17 protein-coding genes are annotated in these 22,629 nt (G+C 68.3%); 6 read left to right on the top strand and 11 right to left on the bottom strand.

All coding sequences use genetic code 11. The features are described 5' to 3' along the window. Positions 1-218 precede the first annotated feature (218 nt). Positions 219-698 (bottom strand): tyrosine-type recombinase/integrase, encoded by a 480-nt coding sequence (locus DP939_RS25300; RefSeq protein WP_113983273.1) that lies wholly within the window; start codon positions 696-698, stop codon positions 219-221. Between DP939_RS25300 and DP939_RS45525 the strand changes: the two genes are divergently transcribed. Continuing rightward, positions 654-842, top strand: coding sequence for a hypothetical protein (locus DP939_RS45525; RefSeq protein ID WP_147268130.1), 189 nt, complete (start codon positions 654-656; stop codon positions 840-842). The two genes, DP939_RS25300 and DP939_RS45525, sit on opposite strands and share 45 nt — an antisense overlap. Before the next feature lie 97 nt (positions 843-939). Here DP939_RS45525 and DP939_RS47105 read toward each other — a convergent pair whose 3' ends face one another. Continuing rightward, complete coding sequence (locus DP939_RS47105; protein WP_199565404.1) at positions 940-1,077, bottom strand: hypothetical protein; 138 nt, start codon at positions 1,075-1,077, stop codon at positions 940-942. 187 nt (positions 1,078-1,264) lie between these two features. Here DP939_RS47105 and DP939_RS25290 point away from each other — a divergent pair, with 187 nt between their 5' ends. The 4 genes from DP939_RS25290 to DP939_RS25275 all read left to right on the top strand — a co-directional run bounded on the left by DP939_RS25290 (position 1,265) and on the right by DP939_RS25275 (position 9,690). Next, entirely contained in the window at positions 1,265-2,113 is an 849-nt protein-coding gene (locus tag DP939_RS25290) for a DnaB-like helicase N-terminal domain-containing protein (protein ID WP_318656314.1), read from the top strand. A gap of 466 nt (positions 2,114-2,579) precedes the next feature. Then, positions 2,580-3,809 carry a restriction endonuclease-related protein gene (locus DP939_RS25285; protein ID WP_113983271.1) on the top strand — a complete coding sequence of 410 codons (1,230 nt, stop codon included), beginning with the start codon at positions 2,580-2,582 and terminating at the stop codon, positions 3,807-3,809. Positions 3,810-3,838: 29 nt separating this feature from the next. Next, positions 3,839-7,111, top strand: coding sequence for a pPIWI_RE_Z domain-containing protein (locus DP939_RS25280; protein WP_147268129.1), 3,273 nt, complete (start codon positions 3,839-3,841; stop codon positions 7,109-7,111). Continuing rightward, on the top strand, positions 7,111-9,690 hold the full coding sequence (locus DP939_RS25275) for a pPIWI_RE module domain-containing protein (protein ID WP_113983269.1): 2,580 nt from the start codon (positions 7,111-7,113) through the stop codon (positions 9,688-9,690). The genes DP939_RS25280 and DP939_RS25275 overlap by 1 nt, the downstream gene beginning before the upstream one ends. Positions 9,691-10,294: 604 nt before the next feature. Here the strand turns inward: DP939_RS25275 and DP939_RS25270 are convergent. The 9 genes from DP939_RS25270 to DP939_RS25230 all read right to left on the bottom strand — a co-directional run bounded on the left by DP939_RS25270 (position 10,295) and on the right by DP939_RS25230 (position 21,194). Next, positions 10,295-10,699: a hypothetical protein gene (locus DP939_RS25270; protein ID WP_113983268.1), complete on the bottom strand. Its 405-nt coding sequence runs from the start codon at positions 10,697-10,699 to the stop codon at positions 10,295-10,297. A gap of 274 nt (positions 10,700-10,973) precedes the next feature. Further along, positions 10,974-11,597: a C40 family peptidase gene (locus DP939_RS25265; RefSeq protein WP_113983267.1), complete on the bottom strand. Its 624-nt coding sequence runs from the start codon at positions 11,595-11,597 to the stop codon at positions 10,974-10,976. Further along, entirely contained in the window at positions 11,594-12,586 is a 993-nt protein-coding gene (locus DP939_RS25260) for a replication-relaxation family protein (protein ID WP_113983266.1), read from the bottom strand. Before DP939_RS25260 ends, DP939_RS25265 begins: the two co-directional genes overlap by 4 nt. Continuing rightward, a complete protein-coding gene (locus tag DP939_RS48820; RefSeq protein ID WP_113983265.1) occupies positions 12,586-15,267 on the bottom strand; it encodes a type IV secretory system conjugative DNA transfer family protein in 2,682 nt (893 codons plus the stop codon). Before DP939_RS48820 ends, DP939_RS25260 begins: the two co-directional genes overlap by 1 nt. 230 nt (positions 15,268-15,497) lie before the next feature. Continuing rightward, positions 15,498-17,372: a VirB4 family type IV secretion system protein gene (locus tag DP939_RS25250; protein WP_113983264.1), complete on the bottom strand. Its 1,875-nt coding sequence runs from the start codon at positions 17,370-17,372 to the stop codon at positions 15,498-15,500. Then, complete coding sequence (locus tag DP939_RS25245; RefSeq protein WP_113983263.1) at positions 17,359-18,489, bottom strand: PrgI family protein; 1,131 nt, start codon at positions 18,487-18,489, stop codon at positions 17,359-17,361. Before DP939_RS25245 ends, DP939_RS25250 begins: the two co-directional genes overlap by 14 nt. Next, positions 18,486-19,364 carry a hypothetical protein gene (locus tag DP939_RS25240; protein WP_113983262.1) on the bottom strand — a complete coding sequence of 293 codons (879 nt, stop codon included), beginning with the start codon at positions 19,362-19,364 and terminating at the stop codon, positions 18,486-18,488. The genes DP939_RS25245 and DP939_RS25240 overlap by 4 nt, the downstream gene beginning before the upstream one ends. A gap of 364 nt (positions 19,365-19,728) precedes the next feature. Continuing rightward, entirely contained in the window at positions 19,729-20,109 is a 381-nt protein-coding gene (locus DP939_RS25235) for a pilin (RefSeq protein ID WP_113983261.1), read from the bottom strand. Next, positions 20,106-21,194: a hypothetical protein gene (locus DP939_RS25230; RefSeq protein ID WP_113983260.1), complete on the bottom strand. Its 1,089-nt coding sequence runs from the start codon at positions 21,192-21,194 to the stop codon at positions 20,106-20,108. The genes DP939_RS25235 and DP939_RS25230 overlap by 4 nt, the downstream gene beginning before the upstream one ends. 502 nt (positions 21,195-21,696) lie before the next feature. On the opposite strand from DP939_RS25230, the gene DP939_RS25225 reads away from it, so the two are divergent. Beyond that, the gene (locus DP939_RS25225) at positions 21,697-22,602 is read left to right on the top strand and encodes a TRM11 family SAM-dependent methyltransferase (protein ID WP_113983259.1); all 906 of its coding nucleotides are present in this window, start codon (positions 21,697-21,699) and stop codon (positions 22,600-22,602) included. Positions 22,603-22,629: the final 27 nt, after the last annotated feature.

Raw genomic sequence — 22,629 nt, 5'->3', positions numbered from 1 at the left:
GCGCGGAAACCACGCGAGCGAGCGATGCCGATCGCTTCGCTCCGTGGATCGGCGGATCTGCCAATTCGCTGACGTCGATCGAGAGCCGGGCTGCGGTGTCCGGCCAGCCAGGTGATGCAGCGGGCAGCACACCGCCGCCATCATCCGCCACAGCGTGGCGGGCACACCCCGTCTTGGCCCGGAACTCCTATAGCTCCGGCGAGCCGCCACTCAATTGATCAGTGGGTACGGCGGCGGGGCGCCAGCACCTCGGTGACCTTGGCGATGGCCTCGGCACCGGGTTTGACATAGCGCATGGCGGTGCGGGGGTTCTTGTGCCGGGTCTTGCCCATGATGAGCTGCAGCGGGATCTCGGCTTCGCCGAGGTGGGTGGCCGCGCTGTGGCGCAGCTGGTGCAGATCGAGCCCGGCGTACTTCTCCAGCAGGACACGGGCGCGGTCGTAGCCGAGGCGGGCGCGGCCGGTGTGGGGGCAGATGTCGCCGGGACCGGGCCGACGGGCCGGGACCGGACGCCGCTCGGACAGGAACAGCGGGCCGTGCGTACGGGCGCTGCCGTCCGGGAGCCGGAGCAGGCGGGGCAGCAGGTGGGCGCTGCCGCGGTCCCAAGACACCCACTCGACGGCGCCGCCCTTGGACCGCAGAGGCGCGCGGCGGTGCTCCAAGTCGAGGTCCTCGACCTCCTGGAATGCGCCCGCCACCTGAACCTGTCCCTCAACACCGTCAAGCGCTACGCCCGCACCTGCGAGCCCAAGGCATTGCGCCGCGCTCCGCGCTACCGGCCCACTCTCGTCGATCCTTACCGCGATCACCTGCAAGAGCGCCGGTCAGATCCAGGCTCATGATCGCCATGTAGACGCGCGGCGCAGCGGCGCCCGTTCAAGGAGCCCCAGGCCAGGCAGTCGACGCAACTGGCCGGGCAGATCGGGTGAGGGGCCCATCTCAATGGGGCGGCGGGGACCGGCCGTCCAGCTGCTTGGGCGTCACCAAGGGGCCACCACTGGACGCCGCCGCGGCGGGCTGCTCGTGCTCGCCGATCCGGTGGACCTTCTCCGGCTGTGGAATGAGGAGTTCCTCCACTCCGCAACCTAGTCGGCGCGGACGACGTCCAGGTCGTCGAGCTTGATGCTGGCCGGCTCGCCGGATCAAAGCTCTGACATATTCCCGGCGCTGATGATCAGGCCGTGCTCGGCGAGTATCCGCTGGGGCTCGCTGGCCTTCCAGATGCCGCGGTTGGCCGTGGCCAGCCGCAGGTCCACCTCATCGCCTGACCATCACGCCTGACAGCACACCGACCCCGGCCGACGCTCCCGGCGCCCTGCTCCCGCACAACCTGGAAGTCGAGATCGCCGTCCTTGGCGCGGCCATGCTCACCCCTGACGCCGCCGAGGAGGTCCTCGAGGCCGTCAAGGCCCGCGGACTTCTACCGGCCCGCCCACAGCTCACCTTCGAGAGCATCCAGGCCCTCGCCGCTGGCGGCGCCGCTCCTGACGTCGTCGCCGTGAAGGGGCACCTGGAGCGGCGCGGCGTGCTGGCCAATGTCGGCGGTGCGGCTACGCTGACCGACCTGCTCGGCCAGGTGCCCACCGCCGTGAACGTCCGCCACTGGATCGGCCCTGCTGCGGGAGGCGCCGGGACGTGGCACGGCCTGGAGGCGGAGGCGCGGATCGGCCAGATCTACGCTCAGCGGGCCCTGGACCTGGAGGGCCGGCACGAGTCGGTGAATCGGGTGCTGGATGAGGTGACCGGTGTGGCCGAGGCCGCGACGGAGCGGCCGATGTCGGCGCTGGTGCAGCCGTACGTGGATCGGCTGGGGTCGCGTGAGCCGTTGCCGGGGGTGACGACGGGCTGGGCCGACTCGGACGAGTTGCTGATCCGGTTGCAGCCGGGGCAGCTCGTCACGGTTGGTGCGCGGCCGGCGGTCGGTAAGTCGGTGGTGTTGATCAATCTGGCGTTGCACGTGGCGTTGGAGCTGGAGCAGCCGGCGTTGCTGGTGTCGCTGCACCGACCTGCTGCTACGCCGGATGATGCGCAGCAGCCGGTTTCCCTCATCGTCATCGATCTCGCGTACACGAACCCGTTCAGCCACGAGCAGAGTCTGGAGCGATCACGCTGACTGAGGGGGGACCTTGATCGGCGTTTCACGTCAAACAGGGCAAACCCGAGCTGCTACAGCACTAGGACTTCTTGCGCAGCACCTCGCTGAGGAAGAGCTGAACCAGGCGCCGACGACAGCGCGCTGCTCCGGGCGTTCGCGCAGCTGGTCCGGGATCCGCTCAGTCAGAGCCCGGAGCTCATGCGGACGTTGCGAGCTGTAAGACGCCATCCTAAATTTCTCCGGCAACCTGAAAACTGTCTGTAGATGAGCGTACCTTGGTCACGTAGCCCAGCCGAAGGCACACCGAGAGCGACGTTGGGTGTCCGAGGGCAGGTTGGACTAGTTCGGACTATCCGCCTGAGAAGGCGGCTCACCACCAAGGTCTCACAGCCATGGATGAACTGCTTATCACGAACCGTCGTGCCCCGCCGCATGGCCATCGAGCAGTGTCCCACTCGATGTTCGTCGTGACGGAGGTGTCGCGGTGACACTGCCAGGGCCGAAGGACAACGACGTCCAGTTGGCCGCATTGGATGCGGCTGGCTGGGCTGAGGGGCTGTCGTTCCGGGAGGAAGACGGTGACTACGTCACCGTAATGCTGTTGGCGGCAGGGCTCGCAAGGATTAGGGATGATCGACGTCGTATGGATGCAGGCGAGTACCTGACGCGCACGTCAGCGGAGCAGGGATTGCTGCCCGTGCCGTGGCGGTCGGGGATGACCCGGTTGTGGTGGCGGTTCCTTACCGCGGGGAAGACTCCGCCGCAAAACGATCTGAAGCTTTTCGAGCTGTGCCGGAGGCCGTTCAGCGAGTGGCCGATCAGGCTACGCTTGTCGGTGGCCGACATTGAGCAGAGCTTGCTGGACGGCGACGAGTTGACGCCGATGGCGGAGCAGGCAACGCGACTGTCGGTCCGGGATGTCGAGGCTGAGCTTGTTGAGAACCGGGTGTTCCGGGAGCTCATGCTCGTCGCGGAATTGAACGCGAAAGACGAGGCCGAAGTCCAAGCGCATTACTGTGAACTACGTCGGCTCCTCATCGACAACCCCATCCTGACCGAAGTCAAGGTACGTCGGCTCACTGGCCGGCTTCCTAAGTGTGGGCGTAACGGGCAGCCGATTGTGCAGCGTTTCATCCAGGCGGCATACCTGCATCGGGCATCTCAGGGGCAGGTGAAAATCGATGTCTGCGACATATGCGGTAACCCGACGCAGCAAGGCATCGACGGCTGCGGCACTACGGGCTGCAGTGGACGCGGAGTTGCTCTTGTCATTGACACAGTAGGTGGCTACTACGTTCAGCATCGTGCGACCAGGAGATTCTTCCACGATCCCGGACTGGTCGAGGCTAGAATCCTGGATCGTCTCGCCGAGATGTCGGCGGAAAGAACGATCAGCGTCGAGGCGTGGCCGGGCCTGGACGCCTACGACATCCGGGTGTCGTTCCTGTCCGGACGCGACGTGATCGAGGTGTGGGGCGCAGACGCCAAGGATCAGGTGAGTCCGGGTCTTTTGGGGCTCGGATTCACATGGCGACCCGACCCACCATGCGACAGGCGCTTCCTGGTATTGCCGAAACACCGCGCTGACCAGCCTGGCTATTTCGCCGATCTGCGGGCCGAGTTGCAGGGGAGAGTGTCGGGTGTCTCGGTCGTTAGCGAGGACACTTTTATTGCCGGCGTCGTTGCTAGAGCTGAGGAGGTGGCGCAGCAATGAGGGATCATTCCTCGTGGTGCGAGGAGCTGGTGAACGAACTGAAGGACAGCGATGTCCTCCCGGAAGGGCGTCTGTCGGCACGTGATCTGGTTGCGCTCGAACTTGGCCTGCATTTCTTGCATCGTCACTTCGAAGGCGAACCGATCGGTGCACTGTGGCCGATCCTGTCCGGCTACGTGCTCGTGGAGCCTGAGCTCCAACCAGTGGTGCGCAGGCTCAGGCACCGGATGGGCGACATGGGGCGGCGAGGGTACTGGCGACTGTCTCTCGATCACTACCGGCGGCTGCCTGTTGAGGTCTGCGGTTTCACCCGTACAGATGACCCGACCCGGAAGATCAACGATCAGACCGGTTTCGTTCCACATCGCTCGTCGGTGTGTCCCCAGCGGTTCGATTACTACGAGGCGGCGCTGACCGATCCAGTGGTCCACACCCTGGAGCCCGTGCGGCCGCAGGCTGAGCCGGGCAAGCTCTACACCGTCTTGAGGCGGGACAAGGTCGAGGAACGCGTTCGCATCCCGAAGGACATCAAGGTACTGCCGCCTCCTCCCGCCCTGACGCTACGGCAGCATCGGGAGCGCGACGCTTGGCGAATCAGTTTCGAGGGGGATCTGGCACCAGTTGCCGTGCGCTTCGATAGCGTCCTTGCGGGCAAGCCTGAGATCACGAACCGGAACTGGGTCGACCGCCTCGACAAGATCGTCTTCTGTGCTGTCGACAACGAGACAGGCAAACTCATCGAGATGCCCGAGACCTTCGACATCGACGGGGTCGAGCACATCGTCGGACTGATGAACAGCGGCAAGTCCACGCTAGCCGACCTGATGACCGGGGACCGAGTCGAGAAGGGGTACCACGTCACCCTGGTAGTCGGGTCGGTCACCGATGTCTATGCCAAAGTGTCGTTTCTGCGCAGCGTCGGGATCGACGCCGTGCCGCTGGTCGGTAAGAACAGCCGCACTGAACACGCCGCACGGTACTGGCGGTCGACGCTGGCAACCTCGCCCAGTGTCTTCCCCACTGACGATGATCCCGCGGCTGACTTCGTCAACACGATCTGCCTGCTCGACCCAGTGCGCGAGACAAACCATCCCGAGTGGGCACCACTCTCGCCGGAGAACTTTCCCTGCCGGAACGCCCTGCGCTCCACCGATGGCGAGAACAAGATTCACGATTGCCCGCTGCTAGCCGTCTGTCCCCATCAGGAGACCGAGAGGCGCATCGCTCACGCGCAGGTGTGGGTGACGACCGCGCCCGGTCTTGTCGCCAGCCGGGCCGAGCCGTCTGAGGCGAAGATGCGGTGGCTCGAAGCCTGTCAGCATCACAGCGACCTGATCATCATCGACGAGGCGGACAACGTACAGCAGGACCTCGACGACCGGTTCGTGCAGTACGAAACCCTCGTCGCCCCCGGTGAGGGCTGGACCGACCGGACCACGATCAGCAAGGTGAACGGCTTCGACCGGATCGGCCGGCTCCAGCTCCGGGACCGCAACGTGATCCGGTTCAACGACTACGACCGGATCCACCAGCGCGCCATCGACAAGCTGTACGAACTCGTCCTAAACGACCAAGGCCTGTACGAGGTGATAGGAAAGGCGCCGTTCACCGGATTCTCGCTGCTGCTGCAGGTCGCTCGAATGATGCACGGGCTGCCGCTGAAGCGCATGGACGACAACGCCGCGCTCGAGGACGCTGCCGACGACTTCTTCCGCGAACACCTGGAGATCTTCACCGAAGGCATCCTGACCGCAGTCCCCGAGCAGTTCGCTCAGATGGTCGCGGCGCTGCAAGCCGATATCCCCGACGAAGAGGCCATCGACGAGGCGATCAACGACTGGCTAGTGGAACACGCTCCGCCGGGGCAACAAGATCATGTTCGGGCTAATGTTGCCATGCTTACGATGCTCTTCCAAGCAGGATTTTGGGCGAGCCGCGTCACCACGTCGTTCTTCGAAATGTCCACGCTCTATCCGGCGGTGGCCGAATCTCTGCCCCTGGACGATGAGGACACTTTCTGGCGGCAGCAACCTCCCCGCGACTACCAGCCGCTGATCCCTGAAGCACCCATGGGCAACCTACTTGCGCTGCAGTGGCTGCCCAACCGGCGGGGAAACACCGGCGCGTTGAGAATCCTGTGGATTCGCGGCGTCGGTCGATGGCTCCTGCACCACATGCATGACCTCTTGGAACCCGAAGGTATCCAGGGACCGCACGTTATTCTCACCTCGGCCACCAGCTGGGCGCCGGGCTCGTCGTTCTACCACATCCCGATTCCCCCATCGGCGGTCCTACGGGAGCCCTTGGAGGACAGGCGCGCGTTGGCACAAAGCAAGCTGTGGTTCCGAAAGAGCCTGCGCCCGGACGGTAAGAAGCCCATCGCGGTGTCCGGGCGGCAGGGAACGGAACGCAACGACGCCCTCCGGCAGCTCGTCAGCGGGATCTGCCTGCCCCGGCCTGGAGCGGTGGTCAGCCTGCTGGAGCAAGTACGGGCTGACCTTGACGATGACCGCAAGCAGGTCTTGTTCGTCGTGCTCAGCGGAGCTGAAGCGAAGTTGGTGGCCGAGCACATCAACCTGAGAACCCCCTACCGCGCCCGCAACGTGACCCCAGACGCCAACGATCCCGGCCAGTACGGCCTCCACCGCCGAATGATCACCAAATTTCCAGAGTCCGGAGACGACATTCTCGTCGCCGCGGAGATGGCGATCCAACGCGGCTACAACATCCTCAACGCCAATCGCACCGCCGCCCTCGGAGCGGTGTTCTACTTGGCGCGTATTCACCCGCCGCCCACCGACCCCAAGTTTCCGCTCTCCCTCATCAATCAGCGCGCCATGGCCTACCTCATGGACCCCGCCGGCGGCTCGTCCACGACGCCCCTATCCTCGATCGCGGAAGCGGCCAAGAAGCTGGGCAACAAGGCGCGCGCAGACTGGTACAACCTGATGAGCCGCCCGGTGTTCTTCCGCCGCCTGGACGACCGGACCGAGCGGCCCGCCTTTGTCGCCAACGCTCTCGTCCCGATGGGCCAAACCATCGGACGCAGCATCCGCGGCCACCAGCCCACGCACATAATTCTTACCGACGCGGCCTTCGCTCCTCGACATGCCGATCCGGACGAGCGGGCACCAGACACGCCCCGCACCAGCCTGATCGTGGCGGCCGACCAACATCTGTCCCGGCTGCTCAAAGAGCCCGCAAACAGCGCGTCCGTGGAAGATATCCGCGACCATGCCATCGCCGAGGCCGTCTGGGGCCTGCTTGATGACCTGTTCCGCAACCGAGACATGGGGCACTGATGCCGCGTTACGACCATCTCCGACTCATCGCCTATGAGATCACCTCCGGAGCGTCGCTGCCGGTAACGTGTCTGACAGCAAGGTTCCCGAGGCTGTGGCTGCGTCGAATCAGGAGCCAGGCCCCCTATGGGGATGACCGCAAACTGCCCACCTGGTCTCTCGTCGAACTCCTGAACACCCTGGACCCCAACATCATCCACGTTGCCAGCAACGTCGACGACGAGTACTGGCTCATTAGCCACGCTCGCGTCGACCGGCAGGTCATCCGCACCGCCGTCGCCGTCTGGGCCTCGACACGCGTCACGTCCGCGCGGCCGGACCTAGACTGGTTCGACCTGCTCGATGACGAAGAACTCGACTGGCGGTCGGCCGAACTGGACCTTCTCGCAAGCCGGACCCACCCGAATGGCACCGCCAAACCGGACCCGGCCGTCTTTCGGATGCTGCCTGGCTACCTCGCTGGCCTCGTCGCAGCCGCCGGGATGCAGATCCGTGGAGAACACCGCTCGTTCATCCTCGGCCCAGTGGACAACTCCGGTCACCGTTCCGCCATCTGGTGGCCGCCCGAGCGCCTCGACGACCCCAAGCTCGGAGCAGGCCTGTGGGCACCAAAGATCGACTTTCATGTGGAGACCGTGCCGACTCACGGCCGAGCCCGTGTCCATGCCGAGCTCAGCACTGTCCGCTTCCCCCTGCAACCCGTTCGATACGTGCCCGCGAGAGGAGGCCGGTCGCCAAGCATGACGCTCTGGCTCCTCGCAGGCAGCGGTTACCTGCGGGCGGCCGAGCAGCCCACCCTCGTGAGCGCCAGCATCGGGCGACGCCGCTTCGATGATGGCTATCGGTGGGCCTGGAACCCTGGACTAGCGCAGGCCCTGGCTCACCTCACCCATCACACCTTCCCTGACCCGCATGACGTCATCATCGCTCCAGCGGCCTACATCAATCAGCCGGTGTCCGCCTACGCCCTCTACTCCACCGGCACCAAGCTCAGCGCTCCGAATGATGAAGATGCCGACGACAAGACATCGAAGTCCGTGCTGCACGCGGCCAAGACCGGGTTTCTGCCGATCGACCACTATGACCTTCACGTCAGCATGGGGAAGATCTTGGAGCCACTGGGAATCGTGGCGGTGCCCGACCTTCAAGAAGCCAAGACCGCCATGCCTCGCCTCTTCCGTCCCGACGCGGACACCCAGGCGTCCTACACGCTCGAGTTGTGGACTGAGTCGCCGGTCACCAGGCAGGCCATCCTTGCCGCGATCACGCAGGGTCTCGGCTACAACGAAACAACTCCAACTACCCGGACCGCAGATGACGGTGAGGTCATCGAGACCCGCGCCTTCAACGGCCCGTGCAACCTAACGGTGGAACTTCGCCACCAGCGCGACATGGCCGCAGGCATCCCCCGGCCAGCTAAAGGCGAGAGACAGGGAACCCAGGCGGCCCGCCGGATCAAACACATCGAACAAGTGATTGGCAGAAGTGTCGATCGTCGTGCTGCCATCGTCGAAATCCGAACCCCTGCCTACTTCGAGGCGATCAACAAGGATGATCCTTATAGTGTCCTGAAGCAGGCGTTTCCGCCGTTGAACCGGCGCCTGCAGTGCATACATCCCATCAACCACTATGTGCCGAAACCCGATGCCAAGGTGGTCAAGAAGACTCTCCCCGGGACGCAGTTCACGCTGGGCGACATTCACCGCGCCACCGCAGCGGTTCAGGACGCTCTGCGCTCCCTGGGGCGCGTGGGTGTTCTTCCTGGCCCGCCTGGAATCACGGGTGACTTCGAACTGATCGGCATCTGGCTCGAGACCCACAACGGCGCCGACATTCCCATCGTCGTCCGCATCACCAGCGACGGCACTGCGACCGCCCAACTCGCCACTGGTGACGGTACCGAGGAATTGCCCTACGCTGATCTGCCTTTCGCTTTGACCGCCGGCCAGGGAAGGCTGCCCCGGCCGAAGGACGGCAACTTCCGGATCCGGATCGCCGAGTTCCTCATCGCGGCACTCGGCATCGACCAGGCCACCCATGACCGTGCCGTGTTCATCCGGACCAGTACCTTCCGTACCCGTGGCTGGGATTGGCTCCAAGACCAGCACCTCACCCCAAACAGCCTCGTGCTACCCGGCCGCAACCCCGCAGAAGACACCGTCGAGTACCTCTTGCCCGCGAAATGCCCCGGCCTTCGCGTCATTCGCATCCGCGAGCGTGACAGCCAGGAAGAGGTCCCCCGAGGGCTCGGTGTCAAGGAAGAAGCGTACGGCCGGACAAGCGGTGTATACCCGTGCAACGACCACGTCTTCTACGCGGTGAACCCCAGATCGGACCAGATGCAGACCCCTCTGACGGTCACCAAACTCGATCCCGACCAGGCCAGGAACGCCCTCAAACAGGGCAGTAACCCCAACCCCATCGAGATTGTCACCGCCTTCCTCCAGCCCGGAGATGACCGCCGGGACTGGGCAACGTACACCCAAGCACTTCGCCGCGCCGCCCTTCACACCGACATCGCCTCAACGCTTCCTCTGCCGCTCCATCTGCCATCCCTGGCTGATGAGTACCTGATCTAGGGGCGTGTCGACGTTCACGATGGACTTGATCCGACGCGGGCTAAATGAGCTTTTCGAGATAGGCCACGGGGAGCGGCCGAGCGAGCAGCTCGAGGACAGGTACGAAGGCCAGGTATGGTCCGCTTCCTGCGCCGCCTTGCCAACCGGGCAGACGCCGGGCGTGCACATCGGTTCGCAGTGAAACTTTAACGCGGTAGCCGCAGATCACCCACGCCGAACACGATGTCCACATCGACAACGGCGATTCCTGATCTGGTCGTTTCCTGTCCGGCTCGCTTGGCAACACCATTGGTCAGCAAGGACCAATAGGGACGGTAAGGGGAGGCGAGTGGTGCGGGTCGAGGAACAATTCCCGCATCGCCATGAGAACGTTCGCCTGACTTCGGATTAGACAGGTCCCTCGAGGGCGGCAAGCGTGAACGCCGCACCGACGATCATGGTTTTGGCCCGGTTGCCGTTGCAGGCTTTTCCGGCATGTCGGGGGGCTCGGCGGATACGTGTACGAGACTGAAGGACCCGTGCCAAGGAGGCAGGCTGAAGGTATCTGATCTTGGTGAGGTGGCGGGGGTGTGCACCGCGGCGCACACCCCCTGGTCGTGGGTCGTTATCTGGTGATCCGGAGGGGGGTGTTGCAGTCGTTCCAGCGGACGGTGTCGAAGAGTTTGGTTCCGCCGCAGAGGGTGACGGTCGTGATCTTGCTGATCCAGGTGCGGTCGGTGGTGCAGTCGCCTTGTGGTGCCTGTACGGTCCAGGTGCCGGTGTAGGTGGTGACGAAGTCGGCCTTGATGTAGAGGTCGTCGAATTGCTGGTCGCAGACGGTGATCTGGTTGCGGGCGGTGTTGACCGAGACCCTGCCGGCGTCGGCGTAGTAGTCCTGCCAGCCGTCGCTGGCCGCCTGGGCGGGTGTGGGGGAGGTGGCCAGTGCCAGTGCGGTGGTGGCGAGGGCGGTGGCGGCCAGGCGTAGCGCGGTGGTGAGGTGTGGTCGGGCGGGTCGCGTCGAGGAGGGCATGAGGGTGCTCCCTTACGGTTCGTTCGTGGGGGAGCGGTCGCCGGGTGGCGACGCGCAGCCTTGACGGTGCCGTCGGGGTATTGCACGAACTGTGACCGCCCAGCTCAGCGCCGTCTGGTGCGCCTTGGCGGCGGGCTGTGGCGAGCCGCCCGCAGTTCTCCTCGGCGTGCGTTGTAACAGTTCGTGTGGCGCGGACGGGAGCGCGTTTCGGTGACACGGCTGGCGGCAGCGTACGGGTGACGTGCGCTGCGCGAGATGCGCCCCTTTGGCGGGGTCAGCGGTCGTTGGTACGAGGGCGGACTGCGCCGCGGTAACGGAGCGTGTAGTAGCCGGATCGGGAGAAGTTGACGGTGTGCACGACCGATCCGGTGCGCGGGGCGTGGACCATGGTGCCGTTGCTGATGTAGAGGCCGACGTGGGTGGGCTCGCCGGAGCCGCCGCCGAAGAACACCAGGTCGCCGGGGCGGAGCCGGTCGCTGGTGTGGATGCGAGGGCCGGCGCGCCATTGCGGGACGGTGGTGGATCCGATACGCGCTCCGGCTTGGGCCCAGGCGTACTCAGTGAGGCCGGAGCAGTCGAACCCTACGGTTTTGCGTCCGTCGTGGCCGCCGGGGGAACAGCAGATGCCGCGGGAGGGGCCGCCGGGTCCGCCGCCGCCCCAGGAGTAGGGGGTACCGAGCCAGCGCAGCGCGGCCTGGACCGCTTTGCGTCCGGCGGCGGTGCCACCCTCGGGCACCTCGGGCGGGCTGGTCTTCGGGGCGGGTGAACGACGTGGGTCTGATCGTTCGCGCCGGTCGGGCATCTCGGGTGGCGGGAGTGTCGCGCCGCCGGCGGCGCCGATCACGGTGATGAGGCCGAAAAAGATGACGGTGATGCCGATCGCGGTTTTGCCGATCATCGCGGCATCACCCGTCCTGTGGCCTGTCCCGGTCCGGCTGCGGAGGCGTCGCCTGGGTGGGTGGAGTTGTGGGCGGGTGGTGTGGTCGCGGCCGAGCGGGAGATGGGCAGGTCGATCAGGGCGGTTCGGTGTTCGGCGTCGCCGCTGGTGTTGTCGAGTGTCTGCCAGATGGCCCGGGCGGGGCCGTGAGCGGTCAGTAGGGCGGTGTTGGTGGTGGCGATGGGGATGGGCATGCTGCGCCCGTGGTGGCCGAGGTGGTCGTGCAGGTGGTGTTCGCGGCGGATGCTGGGCAGGGCGAACAGTACGGCGGTGTGGTAGATGCCGGTGGCGTCGGCCAGCTCCAGGTAGTCGTGGACTTTGCCGGTCAGGCGGGCGAGGGGTTCGCTGCCGGTGTCGTACTCGAGGAAGAAATCGACGATCCGCCCGCTTTGGCGCCAGCGGCCGTAGCCGTCCGGTTGGACGGTGTGGCCCCAGCTTTGGGCGCAGCGTTTCTCGTTCCACCACTGCTCCAGCACGCTCTGACCGTCGGCTGGGGAGGCGGTGGTGTTTCGGGAGTGTGCGATCAGTGCGGTGAAGAAGCCGTTGCAGCCGACCAGGTGGGTGAGTTTCGCGGAGTGGGCCAGGGCGGTCACGTGTTCGGCGCGGTGGCCGATGTCGGTGTCGTGGCGCTGGGACAAGACGGCGGCTCCGGCGGGGCCGAGGAGGTAGTGGTGGGGGGCGGAGCCGAGGGGGCGGGCGGGGCGGAACCGGTCGACGGCGGTGTGCTGGTACAGGGTGAGGAGGCGGTGGGCGGCGGCGCGGCGGCTGGGGAAGGCGAGTTGGGTGATCTGCGGCAGGGTGAGGACCCGGTGTTCGTGCAGGAGGTTCAGGAGCCACAGGTCGCGTTCGGTCAGCCGGGTGGTCAGCTGGGCGAGTAGGTCGTGGTCGAGTTGGCGGCGGGGGGCGGGGTCGATTCGGCCGGGTCCGGCGTGTTCGCGTGGGGGTGGCATCAGCCCTCCTGTTCACGGTCGCGTGCGGGAGCGGGCGGCGGGGATGCAGGGGCCAGCGGCGGGGTGGGTGCGGGGGGTGTGGCCGGGGCGCGGCGGGGGTCTGCTGCTGGGGGCCGGGCGTGCGGCGGGTGCCGGCCGTCGGATGTGGGGGAGTCGGTGGTGACGGCGTGTGCGGCGTTGCGGCGGGCGGCGCGGCGCATCTGCTCTTCGCGGCCGGGGATCGGGTCGGGGAGGGGGCGGGTGGTGAAGGTGAAGGCGGAGGTGTCGGCGCCGTCGATGAGGAGTCTGGCGGCGGCCTGGTAGGCGCCCAGGTGGGCGAGGTCGTGGTCGGTGAGGTTGGGCAGGGTCTGGCGGGCCAGGGTGCGGGCGTCTTCGGGGGACACGTTGAAGATGATCTTGTTGCGGGCGTTGGCGGAGATCGCTTCGCGCATGTCGCGGGAGAGCTGGGCCAGGTTCTGGTGCGCCAGGACGAGGGAGAGCCGGTAGGCGCGGGCTTCGGCGAGCATGTCGGCCATGCCGTGGGAGAGGTTGAGGAAGCCGTGTGCTTCGTCCACGACCAGGGTGGCGTCGTGGCGGGCGGGTTCGCTGAGGCGGGCGCGCAGGGCGGCGGCCTCCCAGACTTTGGCCAGCACCATGGAGCCCAGGAGGCGGGAGGTGTCTTCGCCGATGAGTCCTTTAGGGACGCGGACCAGGCAGATGCCGCCGGTGGTCAGGAGGTGGGGCATGTCGAGTCCGGCGTTGGGGGTGCCGACGATGGAGCGGACGTAAGGGCGCAGGAGGAAGGCGCGGAGTTTGTTCATCAGCGGGCCCACCGCTTGGGAGCGTGAGGGTGCGGACAGCTGGCCGTACCAGTCCCAGAACCCGGCCAGTACTTCGTCCCGGACCCTGGCCAGGGCGGCGCGGCGGTAGGTCTCCTCGCCGAGGAGGCGGGGGATGTCGGCGAGGGTTGCGTGGGGCTGGTGGCGCAGTGTGAGGCAGGCGGAGCGGAGGATGTCGTCGGTGCGGGGGCCCCAGAATTCGGCGAAGATGCGGCGGAAGATGCTGACCAGGTTGTCGGTGGCCAGGTCGGGGTCGGCTCCGGCGAGTACGTTCAGTGCGGGTGGGGTCCCTGAGTCGTCGGGGTCGAGCAGGACGAGGTGGTGGGCGGCGCCTTCGGGCAGGCGGCGGAGCAGGTCGATGACGAGGTCGCCTTTGGGGTCGATGACCACGACGGCGCGGCCGGCGGCGGCGTCGTTGAGGATCTGGTGGGCCAGGAGGGTGGATTTTCCGACGCCGGTGGCGCCGATGATCTGCAGGTGGTGGCGGGCCGAGGTAACCGGGACGCCGACCGGGCGGGCGGGTCCGGCGTCGGTGGTGCCGAGGGGTTTGACGTAGCGGCCGGGGCGGGGCACGTTCGGCGGTGGAGGGACCGAGCGGGCTCCGGCTCGCGCCATGCCGGGAACGGCCGCATCCAGGGGAAGGTGGGCCAGGGCGGCCAGTTCGCCCACCGACAGCAGTTCGCCGCGGTCGAGCCGTCGTGTGGCCAGGGTGCGGGCGGGGTGGGGGAGGCGGCGGCGTCGCAGGTGGTTGGTTGCGGCGTAGACGGCGAAGGCGGAGGCGATGGCGTGGGCGGTGCCTTTGGCCCAGGACCTTGCCGCTGTCTCGGCCGCCTCTGCCGACATCTGGGGAGCGTGCGCGCCGCCGGTGCTGGTCGGTTCATGGCGTTCGACCTGTTGCGTCTGTGCGGGCTGGGATTTGCGGGGCCGGTCTTTTGGAGCGGCCGAGGGAAGAGCCGCTGTGGGGCCGGTGTTGGCGCGAGGGCCGGTGGTCCAGGTGGTGGCGACTGCGTAGCGGATCTGGACCTCGAAGCGGGGCTGGGCGGCCTTGGTCAAGATTCCGCGGATCTCGGCGTTGTGTTCGGGGTGGGCGGTGGCGGGGGTGGCGGGGCCGGGCCGGGGCGTGGGACCGGGGGTGAGGAGATCGAACAGTCTGCCCAGGCCGGTGGAGCGGGCGTGGCCGCGCAGGGCGGCGGCGGCGCGGTGGGCGCGGCCGAGGCGGCGGCCGGTGGCCGGGCGGGCAAGGACTTGGACGATGGCGTGCTGGCCGGGCGCCAGACCGCTGGCCGCACCCAGCAGGGGGCGCAGGGGGTCGGTGGGGAACTCCCAGCGCAGCGGGAAGTGATCCGGCCGGGCCAGTACCAGACGCCCACCTTCTGCGCAGGCGTCGAGAGGGATCGGCGGGGAGACCTCGGTGTGCGGGGTGACGGTGGTCCGGGCGGCCGGCCAGGCGGCCTCGATGGCCTTTTCCACCAGGTGCTGAGGGATGGCGCCGGGGACCCAAAGGGCGATGTGCAGCCGGTCGGCGTGCCAAAGGTACTCGAAGGCCACGTGCGGCTGCCCGGACAGCAGGCGGCGCCAGGCGGGGCGGAGCAGGCCGATCAGGTTGCTCCACAGGGTGATGGCCGAGGAGGGATCGACCTCGGGTGGAGGCGAAATGAGGACGTGCCGGGCGCCGGCACGGTTGTGGCGGTGGCGCGCTGCCAGCATCAGATGCCGGGCCAACGTGGCGGGCACAGCGACGGCGGCGATCAGACCCACGGCCAGCAGGGCGTAGCGCAGGGGCCGGTCGGCAAGGCCGGACAGCATATCGTCCAGCAGCCGGGCCGGGTCATCACGGAGACGGGCGAGCAGATCATCGATCACTGCGTTCTCCCAGATGATTGGGGGCAGGGCAGAGGGTTGAGCACCGTGGCAGGCGTGAGGGCGCGGGCCGGGGCAGGGACGGCCGGCGCCTCCACAAGGACGCGGATCGACCAGACCGGCGAGCCGCCGCAGGCGAGAGCTCCACTCGGTCACGGCCGCGCCGGAACCCGACAATTGCCGCTGGGCGGAAGGTACTTGCGGTTCGGTGAACCGCGGGGTTCACCGGGTGCTCACGGCTCCTCGATGCCGGAGCCGGCCTCATCGGCCTGCAAGGACGCCAGGTACTCGGGGGAGGTGGTGCACAGGTCGTGTTCGGCTTTGCTGGCCACCACCTCGAACGACACCCGCGAGGAGCCGGCCACCAGCAAGCCCGTGCCGCGGGGCGCGGCCAGGAGCTTGCCACGTTCGCCGTCGGACAGGGCGAAGGCGTCGGTGATGGCGTCAATGGCCTGCGGAGCTTGGCGGAGCAGGATCTGGGTGGCGGCGTTGGCGACCACCGCCTGCCCCAGGTCGGAGCCGAGGACGTCGGCGGCGTCCTGGGTGATCACGGTCAATCCCGTCCAGTGCTTGCGGGCGCTTTTCGCCATCCGGTACAGAAACCGGGCGCCTTCGGCCTGCTGCATGAGCAGCCAGCCTTCGTCGACCACGACCAGGCGGGGCCGGCGTCGCGCCGGGTCGGCGACGTGCCGCCAGATCACATCAAGGGTGAGCAGCACCCCCACGGGTTTGATCTCCTCGGGTAGGTCGCGCAGCGAGAACACCAGGAGATGACCGGTGGGGCGGATGGTGGTGGGGCCGTCGAACAGCGCCTTGTGCGACCCGGTCACGTACGGGGCGAGGCGTGCCGCCAGCCCCGCCGCCGCCGCCGGGTCCTTCTCATCGGCCTGTAAGGCGGCGTCCAGGTCGCGCATCAGCGGCGCCTGACGAGCCCAGGTACGCGTATCGGCGGTGATCCCCGCGTGGTTGTAGGCGGTGATGACGGCACGGTCCAGCGCGGCCCGTTCCGCCGGCGCCAGGGGGGTGGCGAGCATGACAGCGATCAGGGTGTGGATGAACATCGCCTGGCGCGCCAGCCCATCCTCGCCCGTGTCGCCACCGCGGTTGCGAGGGTCCTCTGGCGAGGTCGTCGCCTGCCGTGTGGCCGCGACATCGGGCAGGTCGAAGGGGTTGAGCCGGATACCGGGCGCGCCGAGGGGCAGATGAGTGCCGCCGACCGCGTGGGCTAGGCGGGCGTATTCGTTTTCCGGGTCGATCACCGTGACCTGGACCCCGGTGTAGAGGGATCGGAGGATGTCGAGTTTGGCTAGGAAGCTCTTGCCGCCGCCGGAGCGGCCCAGGATGACGCTGTTGTAGTTGTCCTGGGCGAAGCGGTCCCACATCACCAGCGAGGCTGAGTCGGTGTTGATCCCATACAGCACGGGATGGTCGCCGACCTCGGCGGTTAGGTCCGGGCTGGTGAACGGGAACGCCGCGGCCAGGGCCTGCGTGTCGAAGGTACGCCGCACGCCCAGCAGGTCGACGCCGGTGGGCAGGGTGGACATCCAGCCGTGCAGGGCGCGGAAGGTGGCCGGTTTGGCGTCCAGCAGCAGGGAAGCGGCCAGGGCCCGTACCCGCCCGACCTCCATGTGCAGGGCGTCGTCGGTAGGGGCGTGCACGGTCAGGTACAGGCCGAGGCGGAACAGGTTGCCCTGGCCGCGGGCCAGGCGGGAGGCCAGGTCGTAGGCGTCCTCGGTGGCGGCCTCGGCGGCGAAGTCGGCGAGCCGGCCGTGTTCGGCGTCCACCCGGGCCGATGATTCCAGGCGGGCGAGGCGGCGGCGTAGCCGGTCGGCGGCGACCTGTGGCGGGATCGGCTCCACATGCAAGGCGACGTCCAGGCGTCCGGGGTAGGTGAGCAGCGGTTCCAGCCAGCCGAGTCCGACTTCGCGGGGGTAGCCGGTGATCAGGAAGCTCGCCGCCCAGGCGCCGTCCAGGCTGACCTGCCGGGCTCGCACGCCGATGGCGGGGACGGGGATGGCCGTGGCGCGGCGGTGGCCGGTCGGGCGGCGGCCCGGCAGGAGGAGGTCCAGGAGGCGGCGGGTCGAGGGGTGGTGGTCAGCGGTGCTCATCGGAGGCTCTCCTCCTCGTGATCGTCGCGCCGGGCAGGGCGAGGGCGGACAGGCCGGGTGGGAAGGCGGGGTCGATGGCCGCCTGCAAGGCGGCCATCGCCTGGTCGCCGGTGAGCAGCCGCGCGTGGACGGAGGCGGCGGCCAGGGCGCGGCAGGCGTCTTCGGCGCGGCGCAGGACCCGGCGGCCGGCGCCGTCGATGTCATGCCGCCCGGCCGCCCGGGGCGGGTGCGGTTCGCGCAGCACCAGCAGGACGCGACGGCGGAGCAGGTCTCGGGAGGCGTCCAGGCGGGCGAGGAACGCGGCATGCTGCAGAGCGGCGTGTTCCAGGGCGACGTGCGGCAGCGCGGGGGCGTCGGCGCGTAGCCGTTGGATCGCCGGGGCCAGGTTGACGGCCTCGGCGGTGAGGACGATTTGCACCGGGCCGGTGAGGGAGTTCAGCCAGCGGGCGAAGGCGTCCACCAGCGCCTGCTGCTCTGCGGGGGTGCGCAGGGCGAAACTGATCGTGGAGCAGGACACGATCGCTGCGACGCCGTGCCCGCCCAGGTCGATGCCGCCGTCGGCGCTGATGTGTTCGACCGGTAGCCAAGCCGGGGCCGGCGGCCTGCGCCGGCCTGCCGAGGCTAAGGCGGATGAAGTGCTGGGCCGTCGCCGGAGCCCGTGGTCAGGCCGTTCGTCCCAGCCGTGCTCGTGGCCGCCGGACCCGCCGCGCAGTGAGCCGCCGGGCCATTCGCGGGGATCGCCGTATCGATCAGTGTCGGGGATATCGCCGGGCTCGGCGAGGTCACGGGCGTGTGGCGCCCACGGCGGCAGCCCGGGTAGCCCGTGGGGGGCGAACACCAGACGGCCGGGATCGCGGGCCTGCCGCCATGCCGCGACCAGGAAGCGGTCCAGAGTGAGTCCGTCGCGTTGCCCGAACGCCAGCGCCCCCGCCGTGGCCAGCACCGGCACGGCGATCCCGGCGAGCACCGTCAACGGCAGGCGTGGCCCGGCAAGGGTGTGGACGGCCCAGATGATCGCCGCTGCGATGGTGAGGATCACGCATTGCCGCCCGGTCAGGTTGGCGATCAGCCGGTCCTCGATGTCGATGTTGGCAGGGATGGTCACACGCTCGTTCACGACCCTTCACCCCCACCAGGCCCAGGACGTGGCCGTTCGCCGCTTTTCGGGGTCTTTCGGGCACGGTGGGCGAGGGTGCGGATGAGGGGGGAGGTGACGATCCGGCGGAGCACCATGACCCGGACGACCAGGCCGACCAGGCCGCGGCCACCGCCGTGCATGACCCGGCGCATGATCCAGGTGGGGATGCGGAGCAGCACGTACAGCATGCAGATCACGATCAGCAGGTCCCAGCCTTGGTTGTCGGTGGTGAGCACGCCGCCGTTGTCGGGGGTGAGCAGCACCCGCAGCGTGATCACGAACACCAGCGCCTGGGTCACCTGCACCGCCAGCACCCCGGCCAGCGCCCGCCACCATAGGAACGCAAGTCCTTCGGTTTGAGGTAAGGCGTGGCAGGCCAGCAGGATCGGCGCGGCGCTCACCAGCACGATGGTCAGCGTCATCCGCATTACGTAGACGATCGAAAGGGCCACGGCGAACACCAGTGCCGCCAGTACCAGCAGCACGATCAGCACCCCGCCCGCGTCGAGGTTCTGATCGAGGCGCTGGGCCAGGGTGTCGGCCGCTGCCTGCGGGGTGAGGCCGTGCCCGAGCAGCGCGGCGGCCAAGGCATTGGCCAGCCCGATCGCGAGCCCGGCGACCTGGCTGGAGACGTTGGCGGCGATGAACGCCACGACCAGCCGGGGCGCGATGTCCTTGATGGTGTAGGAGCTCTCCAGGGTTTCGGCGGACATGAGGATCACCCCGCCCGCGATCACCAGCAGCACATAGATGGTGTTGACCACGATCTGGGCCGTGCTCCAGATCTGCTGTACCCGGGGTTGCCGGTCGACGCGGGGGGTTTCCAGGAGGGTCTGGCCGAGTTGCTCCAGCACCGGGCGAATCGCGGATTTGGCCAGTTCTTCTAGCCAGGTCCCGATCCCTTGGGAGATCTTGCAGCCGATATCGAGGTTGCCGCAGCCCTCTGGCTCTGCCGGTGGCGATGGCGACCCGGACGGGGACGGTGTCGGGCTGGCTGTCGGGGTGGGGGACGGTACTGGTGTCGGCGCGGATCCGGCGACCGCGGGGGCCGCAACAAGCCATCCACAGACGGTGAGTCCGGCCAGCACGGTCATGGCCACGATCACGCCTGCCGCAAGGGGCATGCGCGGCAGGAGCGTCCGCGGCCGGCGGGCGGGTGGGATGAAGCGGTGTGCGGCGCGGAAGAAGGGTCGAAGCGGGAAGTGAGGGCGCATGGTGTCAGACCCCCACGATTCCGCTCAGAATCTTGACCAGCAGTGGCGCGAGTGCGGCGATCGCGTAGCCGAAGGCGCCCATCCGCAGCGTGCTTTTCGCCTTGGCCACCTCGCCTGGGTCGCCGCCGGACAGCAGGTAGCGGATCCCGCCGATGGTGAGCATCAAGGTGGCGAAGGTGACCAGCAGGCCGACCAGCCAGTTCCGCAGGTTGTCCACCACATGGGTCAGTGACGGCGGGCTCGCGAGCGGAGAAGGCTGTGGCGTGGCCAGTGACGCCGGTGCCGTGGTGAACCAGATGAGGATGACGAACACGGCGACCAAGGCCATGACGGCGGCGACGGCGGCGGCGATGCTGCACGTGTGAAGGATCCGCCGCCTGCTCATCGGTCCGGTCCTTCCGTTTCCTGCCGGATCCGGTCGTACCGGGCGCTGGGCGCGTGGTTCTGCGGAGCGTCGCCGGCCTTGGCGGAGCCGTCCGGCGCAGTGGGGGTGGGCGTGCGGGTGGGATCGGGGCCATCACCTCCCTTCGGCTGGGTCGGGGGTCGGCTGGTGTTGTCGGGGGACACCAGTGGCCGCTCCCACCCGCACGCGGCTTGATCGGCCTCCCGGTGGGTTCCGGGCGGCTTGGGTGATGGCTGCTGTGGCGCAGGCGAGGATTCGGCGGGCGGGGCGGGTGGTAGCAGGCTCACCGCCTCGTCGTCGAGTGCGCGGAGCAGCCGCAGCTCTCCGCGGCGGCGCAGTGTGGACGCCCACCGGGCCGGGATGCCGAGCTGGGCCGCGGCCTGGGCCAGGGACAGGTGCTCGATCCGGGTGCGGCCGATCAGCTCGGCCTGGACGGCGGTGAGCACGCCTTGGGCGACCGCGCCGTACAGCACCAGGTCGGGGTGCCCGCGAGCCGCACCCGGCTCCTCCTGCTCTAGGCCGCCGCTGCGTGGCTCGGCCGAGGTGATCTGATCCGGCTCACGGGCGGGGAGGGGCCGGGATTCGGTGGCCCGGCGGGCGGCCAGCCCGGCGCGGAAAGCAGCCCAGCACAACCGGGCGGCGATGTTCGGTTTCGCTGGATCGCAGTAGTGGACCGCGAGGACGAACCCGGCCAGCACCTCGGCGTCCAGATCGGTGGTATCGCCGGCAAAGCCCGCAGCGATTCGTCCGGCGATGCGGCGCAGGCCGGGTTCCGCGATCCCGGCGGCGCCGACCATCCAGGTCGCCTGTCGGTCGCGGGCGCGTGCCAGCAGCTCGCGCCATACCGCGTCCCGTGCTTCGCGGCCGGTGGCCGGGTGCAACGTGATCGCTTTCAGCTCGCCCAGCTCGATCGCGCGTTGGGGCAGGCCGTGCCCGAGCCGGGCGCCGTCGATGGCCGGAGGCTTGGGGCCGGCGATCAGCAGGGTGAAGGCGCGGTTCAGCTCGTCAAGCGGTGAGGGCTCACGGCGCGGGTTCTGCTCAGGGCGGGGGTCGGTTGGGGTGGGCATGCGGTGCTCCCTTCCGTGCGGCGCGACGTTCACGGCCGCGTCGAAAGCACATCAACGCACATGCCTTGGACACGTGGCGGGCAATTCCTGGGCGAGATCATTGGAATGGGGGCGTCCAATGTTCTTGCCCCGAAGGTGCTCAATGGTCGTCTATACGGCGTGAATATCGGGCCTCTTGTGGAGCAGCCTCGAAAAGAGGGCCCGGTCTCGTAGCACACCGGGTGGGCGCAGGTTGGGCACGACCGGGAAAGGATCGGCTCCGGCGTCCTTGAACAGGGGAATCCCGGGGTGGGACCGGCCGGTGGACCCTTGCCGCGAGCGGCGGGCGGGATCTGGGCACATGCTGGGCGCCCCCGGGAACAATGCCCTTCCGCTGATCTCGCCCAGGAAGTGTCTAACGAATTCCCGGCCAATATCGGGATCTTGGTTCCGGAATTCGGTCGAAAAGCGGTATTGGTGAGCGTCGGTCGGGACACAGGTGGCTCGCGCAGGGCCATCCATCATGAACCAGCGAAACCATCGTTCGTCGCCTGATCCGTCCGGTGATCGGCAGGAGTTGCCGTTGTCGGTATGGATGGGCGCCCAGCAGCCCGCCCAGTTCCAGCGGCGAGGCCGGTACCTGGCCGCCTCCACCGCGCATCCGGCCAAGATGCTCCCGGCGATCGCCGCCCGGGCGATCGCCACCTTCACCGCTCCGGGAGATGTGGTGTTCGACCCGATGTGCGGGATCGGCACCACCTTGATCGAGGCCGTGCATCAGGGCCGGGATGGGCTGGGGGTGGAGTACGAGCCGCGGTGGGCGGTGATCGCCCAGGCCAACCTCGAGATGGCATACGCCGCCGGCGCGACCGGGCGAGGGCGGGTGGTACGCGGGGACGCGCGCCGCCTGCCCGACCTGCTGGCGCAGGAGGAGGACGCGGTGGGGCGGGTCGGGCTGCTGCTCACCTCGCCGCCCTACGGCGACTCGGTGCACGGGCAGGTGCGCTCCAGCCGGGACACCGGCCACGCGGGCGTGGTCAAGTCCGATCACCGGTACGGACAGGATCGGGCCAACCTCGCCCACCGCCCGCTGCCGCAGCTGCTCGCCGCGTTCACCGAGATCCTCGCCGCCAGCGTGCCGCTGCTGCGCCCGGGCGGAGTGGTGGCGATCACCGCACGGTCCTTCCGCCGCGACGGCCGGCTGATCGACTTCTCCGATCAGGTCTGGCATGCCGCCCAGCAGGCCGGGCTGGAGCCGGTACAGCGGCTGGTGGCACTGCTGTGCGGGACACGCGATGGCGGGCTGGTGACGCGGGCGTCGTTCTTCCACATGCTGGAGACCCGCCGGGCCCGCGCGGCCGGAACGCCGCTGCATGTGCTGGCGCACGAGGACGTCCTCATTCTCAAACTCCCGGGCGGCAGAGGATGACCGGCCCGCCGGCACGCGGACGCTCCC

The organism is Spongiactinospora rosea (assembly GCF_003315795.1).
Classification (GTDB): Bacteria; Actinomycetota; Actinomycetes; order Streptosporangiales; family Streptosporangiaceae; genus Spongiactinospora; species Spongiactinospora rosea.
The sequence above is the reverse complement of the archived record's forward strand: the minus strand, read 5'-3'. Positions and strand labels throughout refer to the sequence as shown.

What these genes read in the sequence shown, in the direction of transcription:
- DP939_RS25225 (WP_113983259.1), top strand. Translation starts at nt 21,697, where the DNA reads ATGAACCAGCGAAACCATCGTTCGTCGCCTGATCCGTCCGGTGATCGG.
- DP939_RS25265 (WP_113983267.1), bottom strand. Translation starts at nt 11,597, where the DNA reads ATGATCGGCAAAACCGCGATCGGCATCACCGTCATCTTTTTCGGCCTC.
- DP939_RS25235 (WP_113983261.1), bottom strand. Translation starts at nt 20,109, where the DNA reads ATGAGCAGGCGGCGGATCCTTCACACGTGCAGCATCGCCGCCGCCGTC.
- DP939_RS25260 (WP_113983266.1), bottom strand. Translation starts at nt 12,586, where the DNA reads ATGCCACCCCCACGCGAACACGCCGGACCCGGCCGAATCGACCCCGCC.
- DP939_RS25275 (WP_113983269.1), top strand. Translation starts at nt 7,111, where the DNA reads ATGCCGCGTTACGACCATCTCCGACTCATCGCCTATGAGATCACCTCC.
- DP939_RS25250 (WP_113983264.1), bottom strand. Translation starts at nt 17,372, where the DNA reads ATGAGCACCGCTGACCACCACCCCTCGACCCGCCGCCTCCTGGACCTC.
- DP939_RS25230 (WP_113983260.1), bottom strand. Translation starts at nt 21,194, where the DNA reads ATGCCCACCCCAACCGACCCCCGCCCTGAGCAGAACCCGCGCCGTGAG.
- DP939_RS25270 (WP_113983268.1), bottom strand. Translation starts at nt 10,699, where the DNA reads ATGCCCTCCTCGACGCGACCCGCCCGACCACACCTCACCACCGCGCTA.